Below are 20,690 nucleotides of genomic sequence, written 5' to 3'. Positions count from 1 at the left end.
GCGATTGGCAGCGGCTAAAATGGAGTGATGCAAAACTTGCCCTTGATCCTCGCTTCCACCTCGCCGCGGCGCAAAGAATTGCTGGGGCTTTTTGGCCAACCATTTGAAGTGATGCCCGCGGATATTAATGAGGACGTGTTGCCGGGCGAGGTGCCGAGCGACTATGTGGTGCGCCTGGCGCGCGGCAAGGCCCAGGCCATCGCCGCCCGCCTAGAGGCACGCCAGGCAATCGTCATCGCCGCCGACACCACGGTAGTGCACGCCGGCGAGATCATCGGCAAGCCACAGGATGCCGCCGACGCCGAGCGCATCCTGCGGGCCTTGCGCGGCCACGCCCATGAAGTCTATAGTGGCCTGTGCCTGCTCAACACCGCCAGCGGCGCCGAGGTGGCCGAGCTGGCTTTTAGCCCGGTGCCGATGCGCAACTATTCTGATAGCGAGATGAGCGCCTATATCGCCAGTGGCGAACCTCTGGACAAAGCTGGCGCCTATGGGATACAAAATGCCAGCTTTCATCCGGTGGAAGACTTCAGCGGATGTTTTGCCAATGTAGCTGGGCTGCCGCTGTGCCATCTGCTGCGTAACTGGCTGCGTTGGGGTATGCCCCTGGCGGTGGATGTGCCCGCGGCATGCCAGCACCATCTGCACTATGCCTGCCCTGTCAGCCAACCAATCTTGAACTGGGAGTATTAAATGCAACGCACCTTCCTGCGCCGCAGTCTGATATGCCTCACCTTCCTGGCCGTGCTGTTAAGCGCCTGCGGCTTGGGCGGCAGTGCAGATCTGCCTACTCCACAAATCAACATCAGCTCCGCGCCGGATGTGGAACAGGCGGCGCGGGCCTATTTGGATGCCTGGAACGCAGGCAACTACCCGGCGATGTATACGATGCTGGATGCCGAGAGCCGTAGCCGCATCAGCGAAGAAGATTTTGTGGCCCGCTATGCTGACGTAGCCACCCAGGCGAACCTCTTCCGCGTCGATTACGAAATTTTGCAAGCACTCACCAACCCGCAGACCGCGCAGGTGGGCTACCGCGTCACCTTGAACTCGGCGGTGATCGGCCCGATAAGCCGCGACACGGCGATGGATCTGAGCCTCGAAGGCGCCAACTGGCGCGTGCGTTGGGATGAGCGCATCATCCTGCCGGAACTGGCCGGCGGCAACACACTCAGTATGCAGCGCGCCGTGCCCACGCGTGGCCTGATCTATGACCGCAATGGCGATGTGATCGCCGGTGGCACCACTGCCGTGGCGGTGGGGGCCCTGCCCAGCTTGATCCAGGAAGAGCACGCCAACCGCGTGATTAGTGAGTTGGCCCGCGTCAGCCGCCGCCCGGTATCTGAGATCAGCCGGCTGCTGTTCCCTGAAAATAGCGAAGCGCCTTTTTATGTGCCCATTGCCGAAGTGTCTGAGGATGAATTCCAGGCGCGTGCGGGCGATTGGGGCGAGCTTTCGGGCATCCGCTTTGAGTATTACGACACGCGCCTCTATTACAACAGCGGCCTGGCGCCGCAGACGGTAGGCTACTACGCCTCCATCCCCGCGGAGCAAGTGCCCGAGTACATTCCGCGTGGCTACCACAGTGATGACCGCATTGGCCGCCTGGGGCTCGAGGCCTGGGGCGAGGAGTACCTGGCCGGCAAGCGCGGTGGCTCGTTGTATGTGCTCAACCCTGCCGGCGAAGTGGTCACCAAGCTGGCCGAGAGCGCCGCGCAACCGGCGGATTCGATCTACACCACCTTGGATGCCGAGTTGCAGCGCCGCGCCCAGGAAGCGATCAAAGATTTCCGCGGCGCCATCGTGGTGCTCGAGCGCGACACGGGCAAGATCCTGGCGATGGTTTCCTCGCCCGGCTTCAACCAAAACTGGGCCGATTTCAACGACCCGAACTCGGAGTGGAACTCCTACTTCACCGGCGGCGATGACGTTTTCTTCAATCGCGCCACTCAGGGGCAGTATCCCCCAGGCTCGATCTTCAAGCTGATCACCTACTCGGCGGCCGTCGAGAGCGGACAGTTCACCCCTGATCAAACTCTCGACTGTGTGCAAGAGTGGCACGGCCTGCCCGGCCAGCCGCTGATCGACTGGACGCTGGACAAGGACTTGCCCGCCAGCGGTACGCTGACCCTGATCGAAGGCATCATGCGTTCCTGCAATCCGTGGTTCTACCAGATCGGTATGGATCTTTACAACGCCGGCTTCAAGAACGCCGTGGCCGAGATGGCGCGCGGCTTTGGCCTGGGCAGCCCCACCGGCATCCAAACCCTCAACGAGGTCGCCGGCTCGGTGGTTGACCCTGAGGCCGCCGATGAGGAGCTGGGCCGTAGCCAGGCGGTGCAGCAGGCCTTTGGCCAGGGCACCACGCTGATCACGCCGCTGCAAGCGGCGGTGTACACCGCCGCCATCGGCAATGGCGGCACCCTGTATGTGCCCAGCCTGGTGGAGCGCGTGGTCAACGCCAACGGCGATGAAGTGCTCAGCTTCGCACCAGAAGTCAAAGGCACTTTGCCGATCAGTGAAACTACGTTGGAGACGATGCGCGAAGGTATGCGGATGGTCGTAGCCAATTCGCGCGGCACCGCCTACCGCCGCTTCACTGGCTTTGGCTTCCCCGTCTACGGCAAGACTGGCACGGCCACCGCCGGCACTGGCCTGCTGCCGCATGCCTGGTTTGTGGGCTACACCGATGCCGGCCGTGAAAACCAGCCGGATATTGCCATTGCGGTGCTGGTGGAGAACGTCGGCGATGGCTCAGATTTCGCGGCGCCGATCTTCCGCCGCGTGGCCAGCTACTACTTCCTGAACAGCCCTGGCCCCAATTACCCGTGGGAGCTGGAATTCGGCGTAGTTAACCCGATCTTCTTCAGCGCCGCGCTGCAAGCGGAGGCCACCGCCACGGCGGAGGCCTTGGCCACGCAGCAAGCCGCCGAAGAGACGCCAGAGCCTTAGCCGCCATGCAGCTCCGCGGCCTGGTTACGCGCTCGCAATCCGGTTTCTACACCGTCGAAACCGCTCAAGGAGAATTTGTGGCGCGGTTGCGCGGCCGCCTGAAGCAAGGGCGCCCCACCGGCGACATCGTTGCCATCGGTGACGAAGTGGAGCTGCTCGTGGAGGCTGGCGCCGAGCCGATGATCGAGGCCGTGGCGCCCCGCCGCCGCGCTCTGGTGCGCCAGGACCCGCGCCCCAATGGCGACTACGAGCAGGTGCTGGTGGCCAATCCTGACCAAGCCTTGTTCATCTTCGCCTGTGCTGACCCAGCGCCGCGCATGCGCATGCTCGATCGCTTTCTGGTGATCGCTGAGGCGCAAAACATCCCCGCGCACATTGTGGCCAGCAAGGTCGATCTGGTGGGGCAGGCACAGGCCGCAGCGTTGTTTGGCCACTACGCCAGCTTGGGCTACCCGCTGCACTATACGTCGGTAGCACAGGGGCTGGGCATTGATGAATTGCGCAGCACATTGCAAGGCAAGCTATCGGTTTTGGCGGGGCCTTCGGGTACCGGAAAATCCAGCCTGATGAATGCGGTGCAACCCGGCCTGAATTTACGCGTGGGCAGTGTGCAAGCCAGCTCTGGCAAGGGGCGCCACACCACGGCCGAACGGCTGATGTACAAGCTGGAAGGCGGCGGCTATGTGGCTGATACGCCGGGCATCAAGGCGCTAGCCCTGTGGGACATTCAGCCTGAAGAGTTGGATGGCTACTTTCCCGAGATCAAACCTCTGATTCACGCCTGTCATTACCGGGCTTGCCGCCACCTGGATGAGCCTGGCTGTGCGGTGACTGCCGCGGTAGCCCAGGGGCAGATCCATCCTGAGCGCTACGAATCCTATCGCCTGCTGCGCAGCGGCGCAGAATAGTACCTTCTTGCGATTGCAGACCCGGCGCCCAGATTAATCTTAAAAAGATGGGCGAAACACCAAAAATGATATACTCTCTTTTTACTGTTTGATAGTACAAGACTTGTACAAGCCCTACATGCACTCTACGTCAAAGGAGAAGCGACGATTTAAATGGCTGACATTTTGCTGAACGTCAAAGACTTGGAGACTACCTTCAAAACTGCAGAAGGTGTGATCCATGCAGTCAACGGTGTATCCTTTGATTTACATAGTGGCGAAACATTAGCGGTAGTGGGCGAGAGTGGTTCCGGTAAAAGCGTAACCATGCTGTCTGTCTTGGGTCTGGTGCCTAGCCCTCCGGGAAAAGTGGTGGCGGGCGAAGCCGTGTTTGACGGCAAAGACCTGTTGAAAATGAATAATGAGCAGTTGCGCCAGGTTCGTGGGGCGCGCATCAGCTTGGTATTCCAAGACCCCATGACCTCGCTCAACCCTGTGCTCACCATCGGCAAGCAAATTGAAGAACCGCTGCTATTGCACCTCAAGATGAGCAAGGCCGAGGCGCGCAAGCGTGCCGCTGAGCTGCTTGAGCTGGTGGGCATCCCCAACGCCGAAGCGCGCCTGGATGATTACCCGCACCAGTTCTCCGGCGGTATGCGCCAGCGCGTGATGATCGCCATGGCGCTCTCGTGCAACCCGCAGGTGCTGATCGCCGATGAGCCCACCACCGCCCTGGACGTTACCATTCAGGCGCAGATCATCGATTTGGTTAAGCGCCTGCGCCAGGAGATGGGCATGTCCATCATCTGGATCACGCATGACCTGGGCGTAGTGGCTGGTTTAGCCCACCGGGTGATGGTGATGTACGGTGGCTTCATTATTGAAGAAGCCAAAGTAGATGCGCTCTATGCCAACCCTGAGCATCCTTACACCCAGGGCCTGCTGGATAGCTTGCCGCGTATCGATAAAGATGGCCGCCGCCACCTCGAGGCGATCGAAGGGTTGCCGCCGATCCTGTACCAGAAACCCACCAGCTGCCCCTTTGCGCCGCGTTGCAAATGGGTGCAGCCCAAGTGCCGCACGGAAAACCCGCCCCTGATCACAATCGAAGAAGGCCATAAGGTGGCCTGCTGGGTAGACACCAAGACTGGGAAGTTGCGCAAATGAATCAGACGACAATGAACAACGGCAACAACGATTACTTGTTGGAAGTAGAAGATCTCGAAATGCACTTCCCCATTTACCGTGGGGTGGTGCGCCGCCAGGTAGGCGCCGTGCGCGCCGTCGACGGTGTGAGCTTCCAGGTCAAGCGTGGTGAAACGCTGGGCCTGGTGGGCGAATCCGGTTGTGGCAAATCCACCACCGGGCGCACGATCTTGCAGCTCTACAAGCCCACGGCCGGTAAGGTGATCTTCGATGGTGAGGATTTGTCCACCTTGCGCAACAATGAAATGCGCGCCATGCGCCGCAAGATGCAAATGATCTTCCAGGATCCGTATGCCAGCCTGAACCCGCGCATGACCGTGGGCGAGATCGTTGGCGAGCCGCTGGAAGTGCACAAGGTCACCCATGGCAAGCAGACGCGCGACCGCGTCAAAGAGCTGCTTGAGCTGGTGCGCCTCAACCCCTCGTTCTCTGACCGCTACCCCCACGAATTCTCGGGGGGGCAGCGCCAGCGCATCGGCATTGCGCGTGCCCTGGCCTTGAACCCGTATTTCGTGGTGTGTGATGAGCCCATCTCGGCCCTGGATGTATCCATTCAGGCCCAGGTGGTCAACTTGCTGCAGGATCTGCAGTCCAAGTTCAAGTTGACCTATCTATTCATCGCCCATGACCTTTCGATGGTGCGCCATATCAGTGACCGCGTAGCCGTGATGTACCTGGGCGTGATCGTCGAGCTGGCTGACCGCAACGAGATCTACGATAACCCCCTGCACCCCTACACCCAGGCGCTGCTCTCGGCCATCCCGGTGCCGGACCCGCGGGCGGATGCCCAGCGCCAGCGCACCATCCTCACCGGCGATGTGCCCTCCCCCGCCAATCCCCCCTCCGGTTGCCGCTTCCGCACCCGCTGCCCGATCGCCGAGCAGCGCTGCGCCGAAGAGCGCCCGGAATTCCGTGAATTAAAGCCGCACCACTTTGTAGCCTGTCATTTTGCTGACCAGTTTGTTAGCTAATGATTTAGTGGTAGACTGCTTAGTTAATAACGAAAGGAGGTGGAAACCTCGAGTAGCCTATACTTCGTTTCAAGCATTACCACAATAAAGCAAAAATGAAAGAGGAGAAGATAAATGCGTAAACTGTTTACTTTGTTTAGCCTCCTTGTCATTGCTAGCTTTGTGTTGGTGGCTTGTGGCGGCACCGCCGCCCCGGCTACCACTGCCAATACTGACTCTGGCACAAGCTCCAGCACTGACAGCGGCAGCAGCAGCAGCGCTGAGTACCACTCAGCCGACCCCACGACCTTCGTGGAAGCCACCATTGGTGACATCGACACCCTTGACCCCGCGCTCGCTTACGATACCGCCAGCGCCACGGTCATCTTCAACGTCTATGAGACGCTGGTGTTCTACGATGGCGAGAGCACGGACAAGTTCGTGCCTCAGTTGGCCGAGTCCTGGGAGCTGTCTGACGACGGCACCGTGTACACCTTCCACATCCGCCCAGGCGTCACCTTCCACGAAGGTGGCGAGCTGACTGCTTCGGACGTGGCGTACTCCTACCAGCGTGGCATTCTGCAGGGTAGCTACAGCTCCCCGCAGTGGATGCTGGCTGAGCCCTTCTTCGGCGTAGGTAACGACGACATCAGCATCATTGTTGATGGCGGCGCCTCCGCTGACGATCGTGCTGCCATGCAGGCCGCTGACCCGGCCGCTTTGGTTGCCGCCTGTGAGCAGATCAAGGCCGCCATCGTGGCTGACGACGCCGCTGGCACCGTCACCATGACCCTGGCTCAGCCTTGGGGTCCTTTCTTGCCCACCATCGCCAACGCCTGGGGTTCCATCATGGACCAGGAGTGGGTGGTAGCTAACGGTGGTTGGGATGGTTCCTGCGACACTTGGCAGAACTTCTACGCCATGACCGCCGCTGAGGATCCCTTCACTGGTATCGCCAACGGTACCGGCGCCTTCAAGTTGGAGCGCTGGACCCCGGGTGAGGAAATCGTTCTGGCCCGCAATGAGAACTACTGGCGCGAACCCGCTAAGCTGGAGCGCGTGGTAATTCAGGGCATCGACGAGTGGGGTACCCGCTTCGCCATGCTGCAGGCCGGTGACGCTGACGTCGCCGTTGTGAACCGCCAGGATGCGCCTCAGGTGGATCCGCTGGCTGGTGAGTGGTGCACCTGGAACTTGGACACCGAATCCTACGAATGCGAAGCCGTGGGTGATGGCCCCCTGCGCGTGCGTGTGGGCCGCCCGGGTCTGACCCAGGACGTGATCCTGTTCACCTTTGACATCGCCACCGCGGGCAACCCCTATGTGGGTTCCGGCGCGCTGGATGGCAATGGTGTTCCGGCTGACTTCTTTGCCGATGTCAACATCCGCAAGGGCTTTGCCTATGCCTTCGACTATCAGACCCTGATTGACGAAGTGTTCCTGGGTGAGGCTGTTCAGCCCGTCTCCCTGCCGCTGCCGGGCATGCCTGGCTACGACGCCAACGCCCCGCACTACACCTTTGACTTGGCCGCTGCTGAAGCTGCCTTCAAGGCTGCTGACCTGGATCACGACGGCATCCCCGCCGGTGACGATCCTGAGGGCGACGTTTGGACCACTGGTTTCCGCGTCCAGATGCTGTACAACCTGGGCAACACCTCCCGCCAGAACGTGGCCGAGATCATGGCCGCCAACCTGGCTGTGGTGAACCCGAACTTCCGCGTGGAAGTCTTGGGTCTGCCTTGGCCGTCCTACCTGACCGCTCAGCGTGCTTCCCAGATCCCGGTCATGACCGGTGGTTGGTTGGAAGATATCCACGACCCGCACAACTGGTACCAGCCGTACACCACGGGCACCTATGGCAACCGCCAGCGCCTGCCCGAGGCTTTGGTTGAGCAGTTCCGCGAGTACCTGAACGCAGGTGTGGCTGAGACCGATCCGGCTGCTCGCCACCAGATCTACCTGGACTTCAACCAGGCGTACTATGAGAACGTCCCCGGTGTGCCCATCGTCAACGCCACCGGTCACGGCTTCTCGCAGCGCTGGGTTCAGGGTCAGGTTCTGAACGCGATCTTCCCCGGCAACTACTACTACACCATCTACAAGGACTAGTAGTAGCGCTTAGAAGCAACTGCAACAAAAAGGGTGGGGAGCTTTGCTCCCCACCCTTCCTGTCCCTTTTTCTTTTGCCGCTGCCGGTCAAACTCCATCTTTGACCCGCAGCGGAAGAAGAACAACTGGAGAAGCGAATAAATGCTCACCTACATTATCAGACGCCTGTTGCTGGTTCCCGTACTGCTCTTCGGGGTGACCGTGCTCATCTTCGGCATGTTGCAATTCCTCAGCCCGGCTGAGCGTGCCGCGCTGTATGTGCGCGATATCCCGCGCAATGAGAAGATGGTCGACGGCATTATCAAGATCTATGGCCTGGACCAGCCGATCCATATTCAGTACTGGCGCTGGCTCACCGGCACGGTGAATGAGACCACCGGCGAGCGCACCGGTGGCATCCTCTACGGTGATTTTGGCTACTCGCGCACCGCGTCTCAGCCGGTCGCCGATCTGATCCGCCAGAAATTCCCCAATACGCTCGATCTGACGATCTGGGCGGCTGCCCCGGTGATCCTGGTGGGCATTTGGCTGGGTGTGCAAGCCGCGGTGAAACACAACAGCCTGGTGGATCAGCTGGCACGTGTCTTCAGTATTGTCGGCACCTCGCTGCCCACCTTTGTGTTTGGCCTCATGGCGCTAATGATCTTCTATGTTGGCCTGGACTGGTTTGCTCCTGGCCGTATCGCCGATGTCTCCAGCCGCGTCATCCATAGCCCTGAATTCCAGCGCTTTACGGGCTTGCTCACCTTTGACGCTTTGCTGAATGGGCGCTTTGATATCTTCTTTGATGCCCTGCGCCATATGGTGCTGCCGATCCTCACCCTCTCCTACATCAGTTGGGCTACTTTCCTGCGCGTCACGCGTGCTTCCATGCTCGAGACGCTGCGCCAGGAGTATGTGGTGACGGCGCGCGCCAAGGGCCTGCCGGAGAAGACGGTGATCAACAAGCACGCCCGCCCCAACGCCATGATCCCCGTGATCACCCTGGCCGGCTTTCAGGTCGTGGGCTTATTGGGCGGTGTGGTGATCACCGAGACCGTCTTCAATTACCCTGGCATCGGCCAGGCGGCCGCCAATGCGGCCCAACAGCTCGACGTGATCACCGTGTTGGGCTTTGCGCTCTTCAACGGCTTCATCCTTATTGCTGCCAACCTCGTGGTCGACGTGCTCTATGCAATGATCGACCCGCGTGTAAGACTCTCCTAGGAGCGAAATCAGAATGGCTGAAACGACTGTTAACTCGCCAGACGCGGCATTCCCCGCCGCTGAGCTCGGCGCCCCGGTGCGCAAGATCAGCGCCCTGGAGCGTGCTGTAGGCCCGGAGTATTACCGCGTCCTCACCGGCCTGGCCAAAACACCGGCCTCGGTGATTGGCTTTATCCTGATTGGCTTTTTTGCTTTGATCGCCCTCGGTGCCCCGTGGATCATTCCGCCGGTCAACGCCGATGACCCCTACACGATCCCGCGTGACGGCTTCAGCGCCGAGCCCAAACCGCCCGGCACCCCCTGGACCCGTAATGTGCCCGAGTTGCCCTTCTGGTGGAAGCCGATTATGGGCACCGAGGAATGGACCCATGTCCTAGGCACTTCGCAGGGTCAGTACGATATGTTCTATGGCCTGGTATGGGGCACGCGTACCGCCTTCAAGACCGGTTTCATCGTGGTGATCGTCACCTTTACCATTGGTATCGTCGTGGGCTCGGTTTCAGCCTACTACGGTGGTTCAGTTGACAACGTGATCATGCGTATTGTCGATGTCTTTTTGACCCTGCCGTTCATCTTGGCGGCATTGATCTTAGCGGCCATTCTGACGCCAAAAATAGGTAAGAGCCTGATACCGTCTATCATCGCGCTTACTTCATTTGGGTGGATGGGCTATTCACGTATCATCCGTGGCGATATTCTCTCGGTAAAAGAGCGTGATTACGTGATGGCAGCCAAAGTGATCGGCGTCAGCGATCCGCGCATCCTCTTCCGCCACATTCTGCCCAATGCCATCTTCCCCTCACTGGTGCTGGCTTCGCTGGCCATCGGTGATGTCGTGCTCTCATTTGCAGCGTTGTCCTTCCTGGGTATCGGTACCGAGGTCGGCTATGCAGACTGGGGCCAGGTGCTCAGCTTCGCCCGCAACTGGATCACCAGCCTGAATACCTACTGGTACATTGTGGCCTTCCCCGGCCTCACCCTGGTGTTGTTCGTGATGGGCTGGAACCTGGTGGGCGACGCGCTGCGCGATGTGCTTGACCCGCGTATGCGTGGCAAAGCCTAACCTCGCGAAGAACGTTGCACTCCGCGCGTTTGCAAACACTGGCAGGGTTGTTACTAGCGTTAGCGGTAACAACCTTCTTGGGCGCGTCTGCATTCCGTACCTCGGGCGCCGTCCAGGCCCAGGTGCCTACCGCCACCTTTGTTCCTAGCAGCCGCCTGGATCAGCCCACCCTGCCTGCGGCGCCCTCGCAGGCCGATGAGGGTGCGGTGGATTTTTGGCTCAATTGCATGGTGTGCCATGGAGACCGTGGCCAAGGGCTGACCGAAGAATTCCGCATGATCTATCCGCCCGAGGAGCAAAATTGCTGGCAATCGGGCTGCCACGGCAATCGCCCTTACGAGCAGGGCTTTACCCTGCCGGGCAAAGTGCCGCCGCTCATCGGCGATCAAGCCGATCTGAATAAATTCTCCACCGCTGCCGCCTTGCAAGGTTTCATCGGTGCCACCATGCCCTGGCACAATCCGGGCAGTCTTGAGCAGGATGTGTATTGGCGCTTGACGGCCTTTTTGTTGCGCGAGAATGGCTACGCTAACCCATTTCCGGTGCTGAATGCAGAGAACGCCGCCCAAGTGATCGTGGGTGGCCAGCAGCCTACCGCCACCAGTGAGCTGGCCACGCCGCAGGCGAGCACGGGCACGCCGCGGGCGGCGCGCTTGGCCGTGGTGGCTGGCTTGGCTTTGTTGCTGGGCGCGCTGTTGGTGGCGCTGCTACGCCGCGTGGCTAAAACTCGCCAGTAGGGCGGGCAGCTCACTCAGGCTGCTGATCGTGGCGCTGGGCTGAATGGTGTCTTGATGTTCGCGATTGGCCGGTGTGTCTGCTCGGCGGGTTAGCCAGATACTGTACATGCCAGCATGGTTCGCCCCAAGAATATCGGCCCCCAACGTATCCCCCACCATGGCGCTATTTGCCGCCGCCACCCCGATTTGTTCCATGGCCATCGCAAAAATACGTGGGTTGGGCTTGCGTAGCCCATAAGCGGCTGAACTGAGCACTAGATCGAAGTAGGGGCGTAGCTCGGCCTTGTCCACCAGCGTTTGCACATCCTCATCGTCGCCGGCGTTGGAGATCAGCCCCAGGGCATAGCCAGAGTGACGTAGCTGCTGCAACATGGGGATCGTGTCCTCTTCGCGCGTCCAGTGAGCTTGCGAGGCGGCATATAGTTGGCGCAGGGCCGGGCGCAGTGTATCTTCTGCCACGTTGGGATAGCCCAAGTCATGCAACAGGTTGCGCAACACGTAGGCGGTGGTGTGCTCTACGAACTCAGCTTCGCGCTGGATGTAGTAGTTGTTCAGCCGGGCACGAAATTCACTGAGGAACTGAGCTTCGTCGAGTGCAAAGCCCGCGGTGCGCAGATGGGCAAACAATTGTGCATCGGCGCGCTGCAACACCTGCGGCCAGGCACCGTCAAAATATAGCAGGGTGTTGCCCAAATCAAAGAAGACCGCGCGCAGCGGGGCGGCGGGAGGCTGATGCACGTGCATACCTATATAACGCATAACACAGGCTAACGGTTTCGCTTTTAACAAAAAAAGCCCGCATGAATTCATGCGGGCTTTTTGATTGCGCTATCGCAGCTTACGGAGTGGGGGTGACTGCCAGCGTGGGGACTGAATTGGGCACGTTGATGTCCACCCAGAACCATTCCTTGGCATTGTTGCCCACACCAAAGATCACGCCATCGCCGCGTATCATCCAGTAGCCCTTGTAGTGCCCGGACTGTTTAGGAGCACGCATGCTGACCTCAACTTCGGCGTAGCCACCCGGGGCGACTTCCTTGGTACCGATCGTGATCACGGAATCGGCACCCAGCAGATCACCCTGCACATAGATCAGCGAGAAATCATTTTTCCAGGTGCAGGAGCCCGTGTTCTTCAGGCGCCACATTTTGGTGAACGGCGTGTCGGCATTGATGTAGCTGCCGTCCAGAATGGTTTCGGATTCCAGGTTGGCCCGCAGGCACGGCACGCCCGAGGTGCTGGGCTGCTGCGGCTGCTGCGGCAAGGCCTGCTGCAGCGTAGCCGTGGGCTGGTCCCCTTCCAGGGTGGCCGTCGGGGTCGGCGGCTCTGGGGTGAAGGTGGGGGTAGGCGGAATGGGCGTATTGGTAGCCGTAGGCGGTGCCGCGGCAGCCGTTTCTGTCAGAGCCTGGAAGGCAATTTGCGCCGCCTCGGTCAGCACGGCATCGGTATTGGTTGCAGAGCCGCCGCAGGCGCTCAGGAGCACGGCGCCCAGCAGCAATACAGATACCACAACCATTTTTAGTTTGTTCACGACAACACCTCAGTTTTTAGCGTAAGCAGCCATTATATCCTCTGCGATGGGGATAGTGCACAATCAGCGGCCAGGGCTGGCAGGCGGCTGAAAGTACTCGGCGGGTTGGCTCCAGGCAGGCGCCTGCGGGCGGCTGCTGCGGCCAACAAAGACCGCATAATCGCTCAGGTGGCAATTGCGCGCATTGGCGGCGCGTTGCGGGTTGAGCACGATCAGGTAACTGCGCTCATAGTCACCTGTGTCCAGGCTGGTCTCGCCATCCTGCAGGGGGAAGACATCGCTCCAGCCATCGGCAATGCCAACCGCCACGGCGCGTAGCCCTTCGCCGTCAAGGGTGAGCGTAAGGATCTCGTCAGCGGGCAGGGCAATGTAATCCGCGCCGAGCTGTTCCACGCCGTCGGCGGGGTAAAACCACGCGTCGGGCGTGGCCACCCCCTCCAGGCGCACGGTGGGGTAGCGCAGCCCCTCTTCAAAGTTGCGCGTGAGCAAGGCTACGCTGTAATCCGTGAACACGTCCTCCAGCGTAGTGTCATATTCCGCCAACAGCGCATCCCAGGCGGCATAGCCGTTCAGATCGATGATTTGCTCCCACAGACGCACAATGATGGAATGGCCGTATTGCTCAGAGAGATAGCGCATCAGGATCCACATGCCATACCAGCGGTCAATATCTTCGTCGCCTGTTTCGCCGCCCTCCGCCAACTGGCACGAGTCGGTAGCGTCAAAAATCGAGCCCAGCGTGCTGACCGGATCGTTGACGCTATCGAACAACTCTTCCTCGATCCAGGTTGAGGTCGCTTCCCACACCCAGTCGTGCGGCTCCTCGCCGTCGTAGCCAAACTGGATCGCGTGGTGAAATTCGTGTGCGGCGGTGCTGCGCATGTAATCCAGCTCTTCTTCGGGCGGGTAGCTGGCATCCGTTTCTTCCAGGTAATCGTTGTCCAGCACGATATATGTATGCGTAGCCGCCCGCTCGACCAAGCGGGTCAGCGGGTTATCTCCGATGACTGAGGCCCCCAGATCCGATTCGGTGAAGCCGGCATAGTCCTCACCGAGGATCTCCTGAAGGTAGACGTCATAGCGATCGTCGCCACCCAGGCCACCATCGCGCGGTGACGGCGCCCAGCCAAAGTGGTCGATGGCGCCATACCAGGCGTATTCCATGGCACGCGCCACCTCGATCACATAGTCTGGCTGGCCACTGGGGTGATTGCCCTGGGCTGGCACAGCATCCACGCCATCCAGTGTGTAGTGGATGCGGAAGTGCTCGCTATCCAGCGTATAGGCTTCGCCGCTCAACTGCGGCCGGTCCGGCTCGTAGCGGCTGGCGCCCGGCGGGCCGGGGTCCAGCGTGGGCAGCAGGCTGAGCCCATCGAGGCGTTGGCTGGGCTCAGCCTGGCTGACGGTGCGCGTGGCCTTGACCGCAGGCACGCTGCCAAACGGGGCGTCTTCGGGCGCCCCCAGCAGAGTGCGGCAAGCCAGGCTGCTGAGCGTTAATGTCGCCAGGAGCAAAGCAGCGGCGAAGGTGGCGTTGCGGTTATGGGCCATCAGATTTCCTTTAGTGAGGGTGATTAATAGTGTACTGGCGCAGCTTGCGCTGCGCCAGTACACATGAAATCGAGCGAGAAGCGCTGCTTATTCGATAACGGTATTGGTCTGCTCGTGCATGTAAAGCGGCAGGTAGTAATGCCCGCCGGCGCCTTTGCCCGAGGAGCCCGAGCCCTTCCAGCCGCCGAAGGGCTGGAAGCCCGGCCAGGCGCCGGTGCTGGCGCCTTGCGGGCGGTTGGCGTAGGTTACGCCGGCCTCAATGTTTTCGAAGAACCACTTGGATTCATCGCTGTTGCCGTAGAAGCCAGCAGTGAGGCCGAAGTCCACATCATTGGCCAGCGCCATGCCTTCGTCGAGGCTTTTGATCTTGTGCAGCAGAGTGATCGGCAGGAACATCTCCTGCTTCCACAGCTTGTGGCTGGTGGGCACATCGGCTACCAGGGTTGGTTCGCAGAAGTAGCCCTTGCCGTATTCGCCCTCGGTGAGCACGCGGCCACCGGTCAAGATCGTGCCGTTCTGCGAGAGCTCTTCGCTCCAGCCCTTATAGTTGTTGTAGGCGCTCTCGTTGATCACCGGGCCCATGAAGGTTTCCTTCAGGGTCGGGTCACCGATCTTGAGCGATTGGGTGACGGTGAGGAGCTTTTCAACCAGCTCGTCGTACACGGGCTCTTCCACATAAATGCGCGAGCCGGCCGAGCATTTTTGGCCTTGCAGGCCAAAGGCCGAGCGGTACAAGCCCTGTGTGGCGCGCTCCAGGTCGGCGTTGCGCGAAACCAGGATCGGGTTCTTGCCGCCCATCTCCAGCAGGATCGGGCGCGGGTAGCGCCCGTTGGCGAAGGTACGGTAGATATGCATGCCTACGTCGTACGAGCCGGTGAAAGTCAGCCCGGCCGTACGCGGGTCGTCCACCAGCGCCTGGCCGGCCACTGCGCCGTCACCGGTGACGTAGTTGACCACGCCATCGGGGAAGCCGGCATCACGGAAGACTTCGATCAGTAGCCGCGAGGCCCACGGGGTGTCCTCGGCGGGCTTCATCACCACGGTGTTGCCCGCCACCAACGCGGTGCCGGCCGGGCCAGCAGTGAGCGCGAAGGGGAAGTTGAACGGGCTGATCACCACCCATACCCCGTAGGGGCGCAGGCGGTTGGTGTTGGTGGCCTTGTAGCCCTTGAGCGGGTCAACCCCCATGGGGCGGATGTAGCCATTGTTGGCTTCCATCTGCTCGCAGGCGAAGTAAAAGAAATCGGCGGCCTCGGAGACATCGCCCAGCGCTTCCATGCGGTTTTTGCCGACTTCGATGGAAACTACCGCGGCGATGTCAAAAATGCGCTCCGTGATCAGATCAGCCGCTTTGCGCACCAGCGCCACGCGCTCCTGCCAGGGGCGGCGGCCCCAGTCTTGGGCGGCGGCGTGGGCCGCCGCCATGGCCGGGGCCACTTCGGCGGCGCTGGCTTCCTGGAAGCTGCCCAGCAGCCAATCGGTGTTGATCGGCGAGCGGTCCTCAAAGGTGGCCGCGGCGTATACATCCTTGCCGTTGATGAACATAGGGTATTGCTTGCCCAGGTTGGCCTTTACCTTGCTGATCGCCGCCTCAAAGCGGGTGTGCAGGTCCTCTGGGGGGTCATACATGGTGGCGTAGGTGAGTCTGAACGCGCCGGATGTTGTCATTATGCTTGGCTCCTTACTTCACAAAACAGCTATATAGAGGGACGGAGCTAAGTATAGCCCAGCTCTTACGCCCCAATTAGCGCCTGTATAGCGCTTTGATTGCGGAAAGATGCACAAACGGTGCACTTGTGTTACAATCCGGTTTATATGTAAATCTGCCGCATAGTGAATCTTTTTGCGGCAAATCAGGACAAAGAGACCCAATCCGCATGGAACAAAACTGGCTTTTTATCGGCGTATTTGTTGCAATTGCAGGCGTCTTTCCCCTGCTGCCCATCATCATTGCGCGCGTCTTGGCCCCCCGCAAGCCCAACTACATTAAATTAGAAACGTATGAATGTGGTATGGAGACGGTGGGTGACACCTGGGTGCAGTTCAAGGTGCAGTACTACATCTACGGTTTGATCTTCCTGATCTTTGATATTGAGACCGCGTTCCTGTATCCGTGGGCGGTGGCTTACGATGTGCTGCCGATGTTTGCGGTGCTGGAGGGTGTGCTTTTCATCCTCATTCTCGTAGGCGGTTTGTTCTACGCATGGCGCAAAGGCGCCCTGGAATGGTCATAAAAGGCTGCAGCCCGCGCTGAAACAGCCTTTTTATTTGCGTATAGAGGATAACGAATGTCTTTTTGGAGCGACCCAATCCGTGTGATTAACGAATGGCTGACTGGCCTGCTGGCCAGTTTGCTGCCCGAGGCGTGGGCCACCCTGCTCAGTAACGTAATCGGCGTGGTGGCGGTTTCGTCTTTCGGCCTGATCCTGGTGATCTTCCTGATCTGGCTGGAGCGCAAGGTGGCCGCCCGTTTTCAAGACCGCATCGGCCCGAACCGCGCTGGCCCGTATGGTCTGTTGCAAACCATCGCCGATATCGTAAAGCTGCTTACTAAGGAAGATAGCATTCCAGAGAAGGCCGATAAGATCACCTTCAACCTGGCGCCGATCATCTCGATGATCGCCGTGTTGCTGATCTGGGCCGTGGTGCCCTTTGCGCCCGGTTGGATCGGTACCGATCTCAACGTTGGCGTGTTGTACATCGCCGCGGTGGGGTCCTTCGGTATTCTCTCGATCCTCATGGCTGGCTGGTCTTCCAATAATAAGTACGCCTTGCTGGGTGCGTTCCGTGCGGTGGCGCAGCTCATCTCGTACGAGGTGCCGATGCTGCTGACCCTGCTGGTGCCGGTGTTGCTGGCGCGTAGCATGGGCATGGTGGATGTTGTGCAAGACCAATCGGTATGGTTCATTGCCCTGGCACCGCTGGCCGGCATCATCTTCCTGGTCTCCTCGATCGCTGAGGTGGGCCGCACTCCGTTTGACCTTATCGAAGCTGAATCTGAAATCGTGGCCGGCTATCACACCGAATACACCGGTATGAAGTTCGGCTTGTTCTTCGCTGCCGAATTCCTGCATGCCTTCACCGTGGGCGTTTTGTTCGCCATCCTGTTTCTGGGTGGCTGGCGTGGCCCCGGGGCGGAGCAGTTCCCCATTCTCGGTGTGCTGTACCTGATGGCCAAATCCACCATCGGCTATTTCATTGTGATGTGGGTGCGCAGCACCTTGCCGCGCATCCGCATTGACCACATGCTGGATCTGAACTGGAAGGTGCTCACCCCGGTGGCGCTGGCCCTGCTGATCATTACCGCCGTGCTGGATAAGCTGTTCAGTGAGACCGCGCTGCGTGTGCCGGCGCTGCTGGCTGGCAACCTGGTGGTGCTGGCGCTTGCTTGGGCCATTATTCGGCTCGGCACGCGCCGTGCCCGCCGTGAGCGCAAAGCCTTCAAGGAACGTCCAGAGGCGCGCGCGGCCTAGCGCCCGCCAGCCTCTTCTGATGGAGTCGAACGCATGACTGCAATGCAAGGTGTTTTTCTGTTCGCTGCTGGCCTGATCCTATGGGCGGCTTTTATGATGGTGACACGCCAGAACCTGGTGCATGCCGCCTTCTATCTCATTCTGGCCCTGTTTGGTGTGGCCATCGTCTTTGTGCTGCTGGATGCCGGGTTCCTGGCGGTGGTGCAAGTGCTGGTGTACATCGGTGCCATTTCCATCATTATGATCTTCGCGGTGATGCTGACCCGCGGCGATGTAATTGAAGAGGCCCCGGTGAACAAGGGCTATGGCTGGGCCTTGTTGCTCAGCGCGCTGTTTGCTTTTGGCCTGATCATCCTGATCGGCCAATGGCCGGCGGTGGCCAGCCTGCCGGGCGAGATCAATACCGCCCGCGATCTGGCGGCGGAGTTGGGTGTGAGCTTGGTGTCCCCCGAGGGATTTGTGATCCCGTTCGAAGTGGCTTCGGTTTTGCTGCTGGCGGCCCTGATCGGCGCGCTGGTGGTGGCCCGCCCGCAGAAGAAAGGTAAGTAGGCAACGTATGATTCCGCTTTCCTGGTATCTGGTGCTGGCCGCGCTGCTGTTCTGCATCGGCCTGTACGGCGTGCTGGCTCGCAAGAACGCCGTGGCCATCTTGATGGGCGTTGAGCTGATGCTGAACGCGGTGAACATCAATCTGGTGGCGTTCTGGCGCTATTTCACCCCTGACAAGATCGGCGGGCACGCCTTTGCCGTGATCGTATTCGCCGTGGCCGCCGCTGAAGTGGCGGTGGGCCTGGCCCTGATTATTTCCATCTACCGTCGCCGCAAGACCGTGGCCGCGGACGAAATTAACTTGATGAAGTGGTAAGCGATGCCGACTGAAACCCTGATCTGGCTTATTCCGCTCCCGCCGCTGCTGGCGTTCTTTTTGATCTTGCTGTTCACTCGCAAGAACAACGCCCTCAGCCACACCGTAGGCGTTGCCGCGGCGGCCATCTCCTGGCTGCTGGGCATGGTGGTGTTCTTCACCGCCATCGGGGTGGAGCACCTCGGTGAGCACCCGTTCCGCTCGGCGATCAACTGGTTGCCCACGGGTGACACTTTCTTCAATATCGGCGTGTTTATTGACCCGTTGAATGCTGCGGTGCTGTTCTTCGTAGCCTGGACGGTGCTGATGATCTTCATCTACAGCATCGGCTATCACAACTTTGGTGCCCCCAAGGGCGAGCATGACAAGCCGGGCCTGCCGCCGCATGGCGCAGAGGTGCACGGCCACCATGTGCCCTCGGTGGAGCCGTTGTACGCGCGCTTCTTCGCTTTCATTGCCCTGTTCGCCTTCGGCATGTTCACGCTGGTGGTCTCCGACAACTTGCTGACCCTGTTCGTGGGCTGGGAGATCATGGGCTTGTGCTCCTACCTGCTGATCGGCTTCTGGTACGCCAAACCCTCAGCGCGCAACGCCGCCATCAAAGCCTTCCTGACCACACGTATCGGCGATGTGTTCATGCTGCTGGGTATCGTGGCGCTCTATTCCGCCACCGGCACGCTGAACTTCTACGACATCCTGCGCAACGAAGATATTCTGCACACCCTGGCCACAACGCCCAGCGGTGTGTTTGGCCTCTCGGCAGCTGGCTTGATCGGCTTGCTGCTCTTCATCGGCACGGTGGGCAAATCGGCCCAGTGGCCGCTGCACGTCTGGCTGCCGGATGCGATGGAAGGCCCCACACCGGTTTCGGCGATGATCCACGCTGCCACGATGGTTTCGGCGGGCGTGTACATGGTGCTGCGTATGTTCCCGCTGATCTCGGCGGGCTGGCACCACGGTGACCCGCTGAACACCACGATGACGGTGATGGCCTTTATCGGCGCGCTGACCGCTATCTTCGCCGCCACCATCGCTGTGACACAAAATGACATCAAGCGCGTGCTGGCGTATTCCACCATCTCGCAACTGGGCTTTATGATCGCCGCGCTGGGCATCGGCGCCTATGTGGCCGCCGCCTTCCACCTGGTGACCCATGCCTTCTTCAAGGCGCTGCTGTTCCTGGGCTCGGGCTCGGTCATTCACGGCATGGAGCACGGCGTGCTGCATACCGGCGAACACGTAGACCCGCAAGACATGTTCAACATGGGCGGCCTGCGCAAGAAGATGCCGATCACGTTCTGGACCTTTTTGATCGGTGGTTTCGCGCTGTCCGGCTTCCCGCTGATCACCTCCGGCTTTTGGTCCAAAGATGAAATTCTGGCCGATGCCTTTGCCAATGGGCACCTCGGCGTATTGATCACCCTTTCGCTGGCGGCCTTGCTGACTGCCTTCTACACCATGCGCCAGATCACGCTGACCTTCTTCGGGGCGCCGCGCACCAAGGCCGCCGAGCACGCCAGCGAGAACAAGCTGGTGATGACCGCCCCGCTGATGGTGCTGGCGGTCTTCGCCGTCATCGCCGGCTGGGTGGGCATTCCTGAGCACTTCCCCGTCATCGGCGGCCTGCTGCCCAGTTGGTTCCACGATTTCGTGGGCGGCACCCTGCTGGAGCACCCGCATGCGCCGGACTTTAGCACGATCCCCCTGGGTATCTCGCTGGGTGTAGCGTTGGGCGGCTTGGGCCTGGGGTACCTGGTGTATCGCAAGGCCGGCACGGTGGACCCGCTGCGCAAGCCGCTAGGCCCGCTGTATACCTTGCTGCAAAACAAGTATTACATTGACGAGCTGTATGAGCGCATCTTTGTGCGCCCGGCTCGCGTGATCGCCGAAAAGTTCTCGTACTGGTTCCTCGATCGCACGGTGATCGACGGGGCGCTGCACTGGGTGGCGCGCAATTCGCTGGACCTGGGCACCTTCTTCCGCTATGGCTTTGAAAACCCGGTGATCAACGGCTTCGGCAATTGGATTGCACACATGACGGCCGCAATCGGGCGTGTGTTGCGCAAAGTACAGACCGGTGCGGTGCAGCAATACATGCTGGTGGTCGCGCTGGTAGCCTTTGGCGGCCTCTTCTACTATCTATTCACTGTGCTGCGCTAACGA

The 20,690-nt window shown here is 60.2% G+C and carries 18 protein-coding genes; 14 read left to right on the top strand and 4 right to left on the bottom strand.

The window, feature by feature from the left end:
- Positions 1–27 precede the first annotated feature (27 nt).
- From maf to KF821_05430, 9 genes are all read left to right on the top strand, one after another.
- Complete coding sequence (gene maf / locus KF821_05470) at positions 28–693, top strand: septum formation protein Maf (protein ID MBX3005259.1); 666 nt, start codon at positions 28–30, stop codon at positions 691–693.
- Positions 694–2,952: a hypothetical protein gene (locus KF821_05465; GenBank protein ID MBX3005258.1), complete on the top strand. Its 2,259-nt coding sequence runs from the start codon at positions 694–696 to the stop codon at positions 2,950–2,952.
- A 5-nt stretch (positions 2,953–2,957) separates the two neighbouring features.
- Positions 2,958–3,860 (top strand): ribosome small subunit-dependent GTPase A, encoded by a 903-nt coding sequence (gene rsgA / locus KF821_05460; protein MBX3005257.1) that lies wholly within the window; start codon positions 2,958–2,960, stop codon positions 3,858–3,860.
- 153 nt (positions 3,861–4,013) lie between these two features.
- The gene (locus KF821_05455) at positions 4,014–5,006 is read left to right on the top strand and encodes an ABC transporter ATP-binding protein (GenBank protein ID MBX3005256.1); all 993 of its coding nucleotides are present in this window, start codon (positions 4,014–4,016) and stop codon (positions 5,004–5,006) included.
- Positions 5,007–5,017: 11 nt separating this feature from the next.
- A complete protein-coding gene (locus KF821_05450; protein ID MBX3005255.1) occupies positions 5,018–6,016 on the top strand; it encodes a dipeptide ABC transporter ATP-binding protein in 999 nt (332 codons plus the stop codon).
- Positions 6,017–6,130: 114 nt separating this feature from the next.
- Positions 6,131–8,104, top strand: coding sequence for an ABC transporter substrate-binding protein (locus tag KF821_05445; GenBank protein ID MBX3005254.1), 1,974 nt, complete (start codon positions 6,131–6,133; stop codon positions 8,102–8,104).
- 141 nt (positions 8,105–8,245) lie between these two features.
- Entirely contained in the window at positions 8,246–9,310 is a 1,065-nt protein-coding gene (locus KF821_05440) for an ABC transporter permease (GenBank protein MBX3005253.1), read from the top strand.
- A gap of 13 nt (positions 9,311–9,323) precedes the next feature.
- Positions 9,324–10,373, top strand: a complete 1,050-nt coding sequence (locus KF821_05435; protein MBX3005252.1) for an ABC transporter permease — start codon at positions 9,324–9,326, stop codon at positions 10,371–10,373.
- 77 nt (positions 10,374–10,450) lie between these two features.
- Positions 10,451–11,110, top strand: a complete 660-nt coding sequence (locus tag KF821_05430; protein ID MBX3005251.1) for a hypothetical protein — start codon at positions 10,451–10,453, stop codon at positions 11,108–11,110.
- Here the strand turns inward: KF821_05430 and KF821_05425 are convergent.
- The 4 genes from KF821_05425 to KF821_05410 form a co-directional block, all read right to left on the bottom strand.
- Positions 11,081–11,848, bottom strand: a complete 768-nt coding sequence (locus tag KF821_05425; protein MBX3005250.1) for an HAD family hydrolase — start codon at positions 11,846–11,848, stop codon at positions 11,081–11,083. The two genes, KF821_05430 and KF821_05425, sit on opposite strands and share 30 nt — an antisense overlap.
- 100 nt (positions 11,849–11,948) lie before the next feature.
- Complete coding sequence (locus KF821_05420) at positions 11,949–12,641, bottom strand: hypothetical protein (GenBank protein ID MBX3005249.1); 693 nt, start codon at positions 12,639–12,641, stop codon at positions 11,949–11,951.
- A gap of 63 nt (positions 12,642–12,704) precedes the next feature.
- Complete coding sequence (locus KF821_05415; GenBank protein ID MBX3005248.1) at positions 12,705–14,189, bottom strand: hypothetical protein; 1,485 nt, start codon at positions 14,187–14,189, stop codon at positions 12,705–12,707.
- Between the two features lie 87 nt (positions 14,190–14,276).
- Positions 14,277–15,857, bottom strand: coding sequence for an aldehyde dehydrogenase family protein (locus KF821_05410; GenBank protein ID MBX3005247.1), 1,581 nt, complete (start codon positions 15,855–15,857; stop codon positions 14,277–14,279).
- A 209-nt stretch (positions 15,858–16,066) separates the two neighbouring features.
- On the opposite strand from KF821_05410, the gene KF821_05405 reads away from it, so the two are divergent.
- Genes KF821_05405 through nuoL form a run of 5 tightly spaced genes read left to right on the top strand, consistent with a single transcriptional unit; the run spans position 16,067 to position 20,687 of the window.
- The gene (locus tag KF821_05405) at positions 16,067–16,423 is read left to right on the top strand and encodes an NADH-quinone oxidoreductase subunit A (protein ID MBX3005246.1); all 357 of its coding nucleotides are present in this window, start codon (positions 16,067–16,069) and stop codon (positions 16,421–16,423) included.
- Positions 16,424–16,477: 54 nt separating this feature from the next.
- Positions 16,478–17,662 carry an NADH-quinone oxidoreductase subunit NuoH gene (gene nuoH / locus KF821_05400; GenBank protein ID MBX3005245.1) on the top strand — a complete coding sequence of 395 codons (1,185 nt, stop codon included), beginning with the start codon at positions 16,478–16,480 and terminating at the stop codon, positions 17,660–17,662.
- A gap of 33 nt (positions 17,663–17,695) precedes the next feature.
- Complete coding sequence (locus tag KF821_05395; GenBank protein MBX3005244.1) at positions 17,696–18,211, top strand: NADH-quinone oxidoreductase subunit J; 516 nt, start codon at positions 17,696–17,698, stop codon at positions 18,209–18,211.
- Positions 18,212–18,221: 10 nt separating this feature from the next.
- A complete protein-coding gene (gene nuoK, locus KF821_05390) occupies positions 18,222–18,527 on the top strand; it encodes an NADH-quinone oxidoreductase subunit NuoK (GenBank protein ID MBX3005243.1) in 306 nt (101 codons plus the stop codon).
- A gap of 3 nt (positions 18,528–18,530) precedes the next feature.
- A complete protein-coding gene (gene nuoL, locus KF821_05385) occupies positions 18,531–20,687 on the top strand; it encodes an NADH-quinone oxidoreductase subunit L (GenBank protein ID MBX3005242.1) in 2,157 nt (718 codons plus the stop codon).
- Positions 20,688–20,690 lie beyond the last annotated feature (3 nt).

Source organism: Anaerolineales bacterium (assembly GCA_019637755.1).
Taxonomy (GTDB): Bacteria; Chloroflexota; Anaerolineae; order Anaerolineales; family UBA11579; genus JAMCZK01.
Note: the sequence above shows the minus strand (reverse complement) of the source record. Positions and strands in the feature narration are given on the sequence as shown.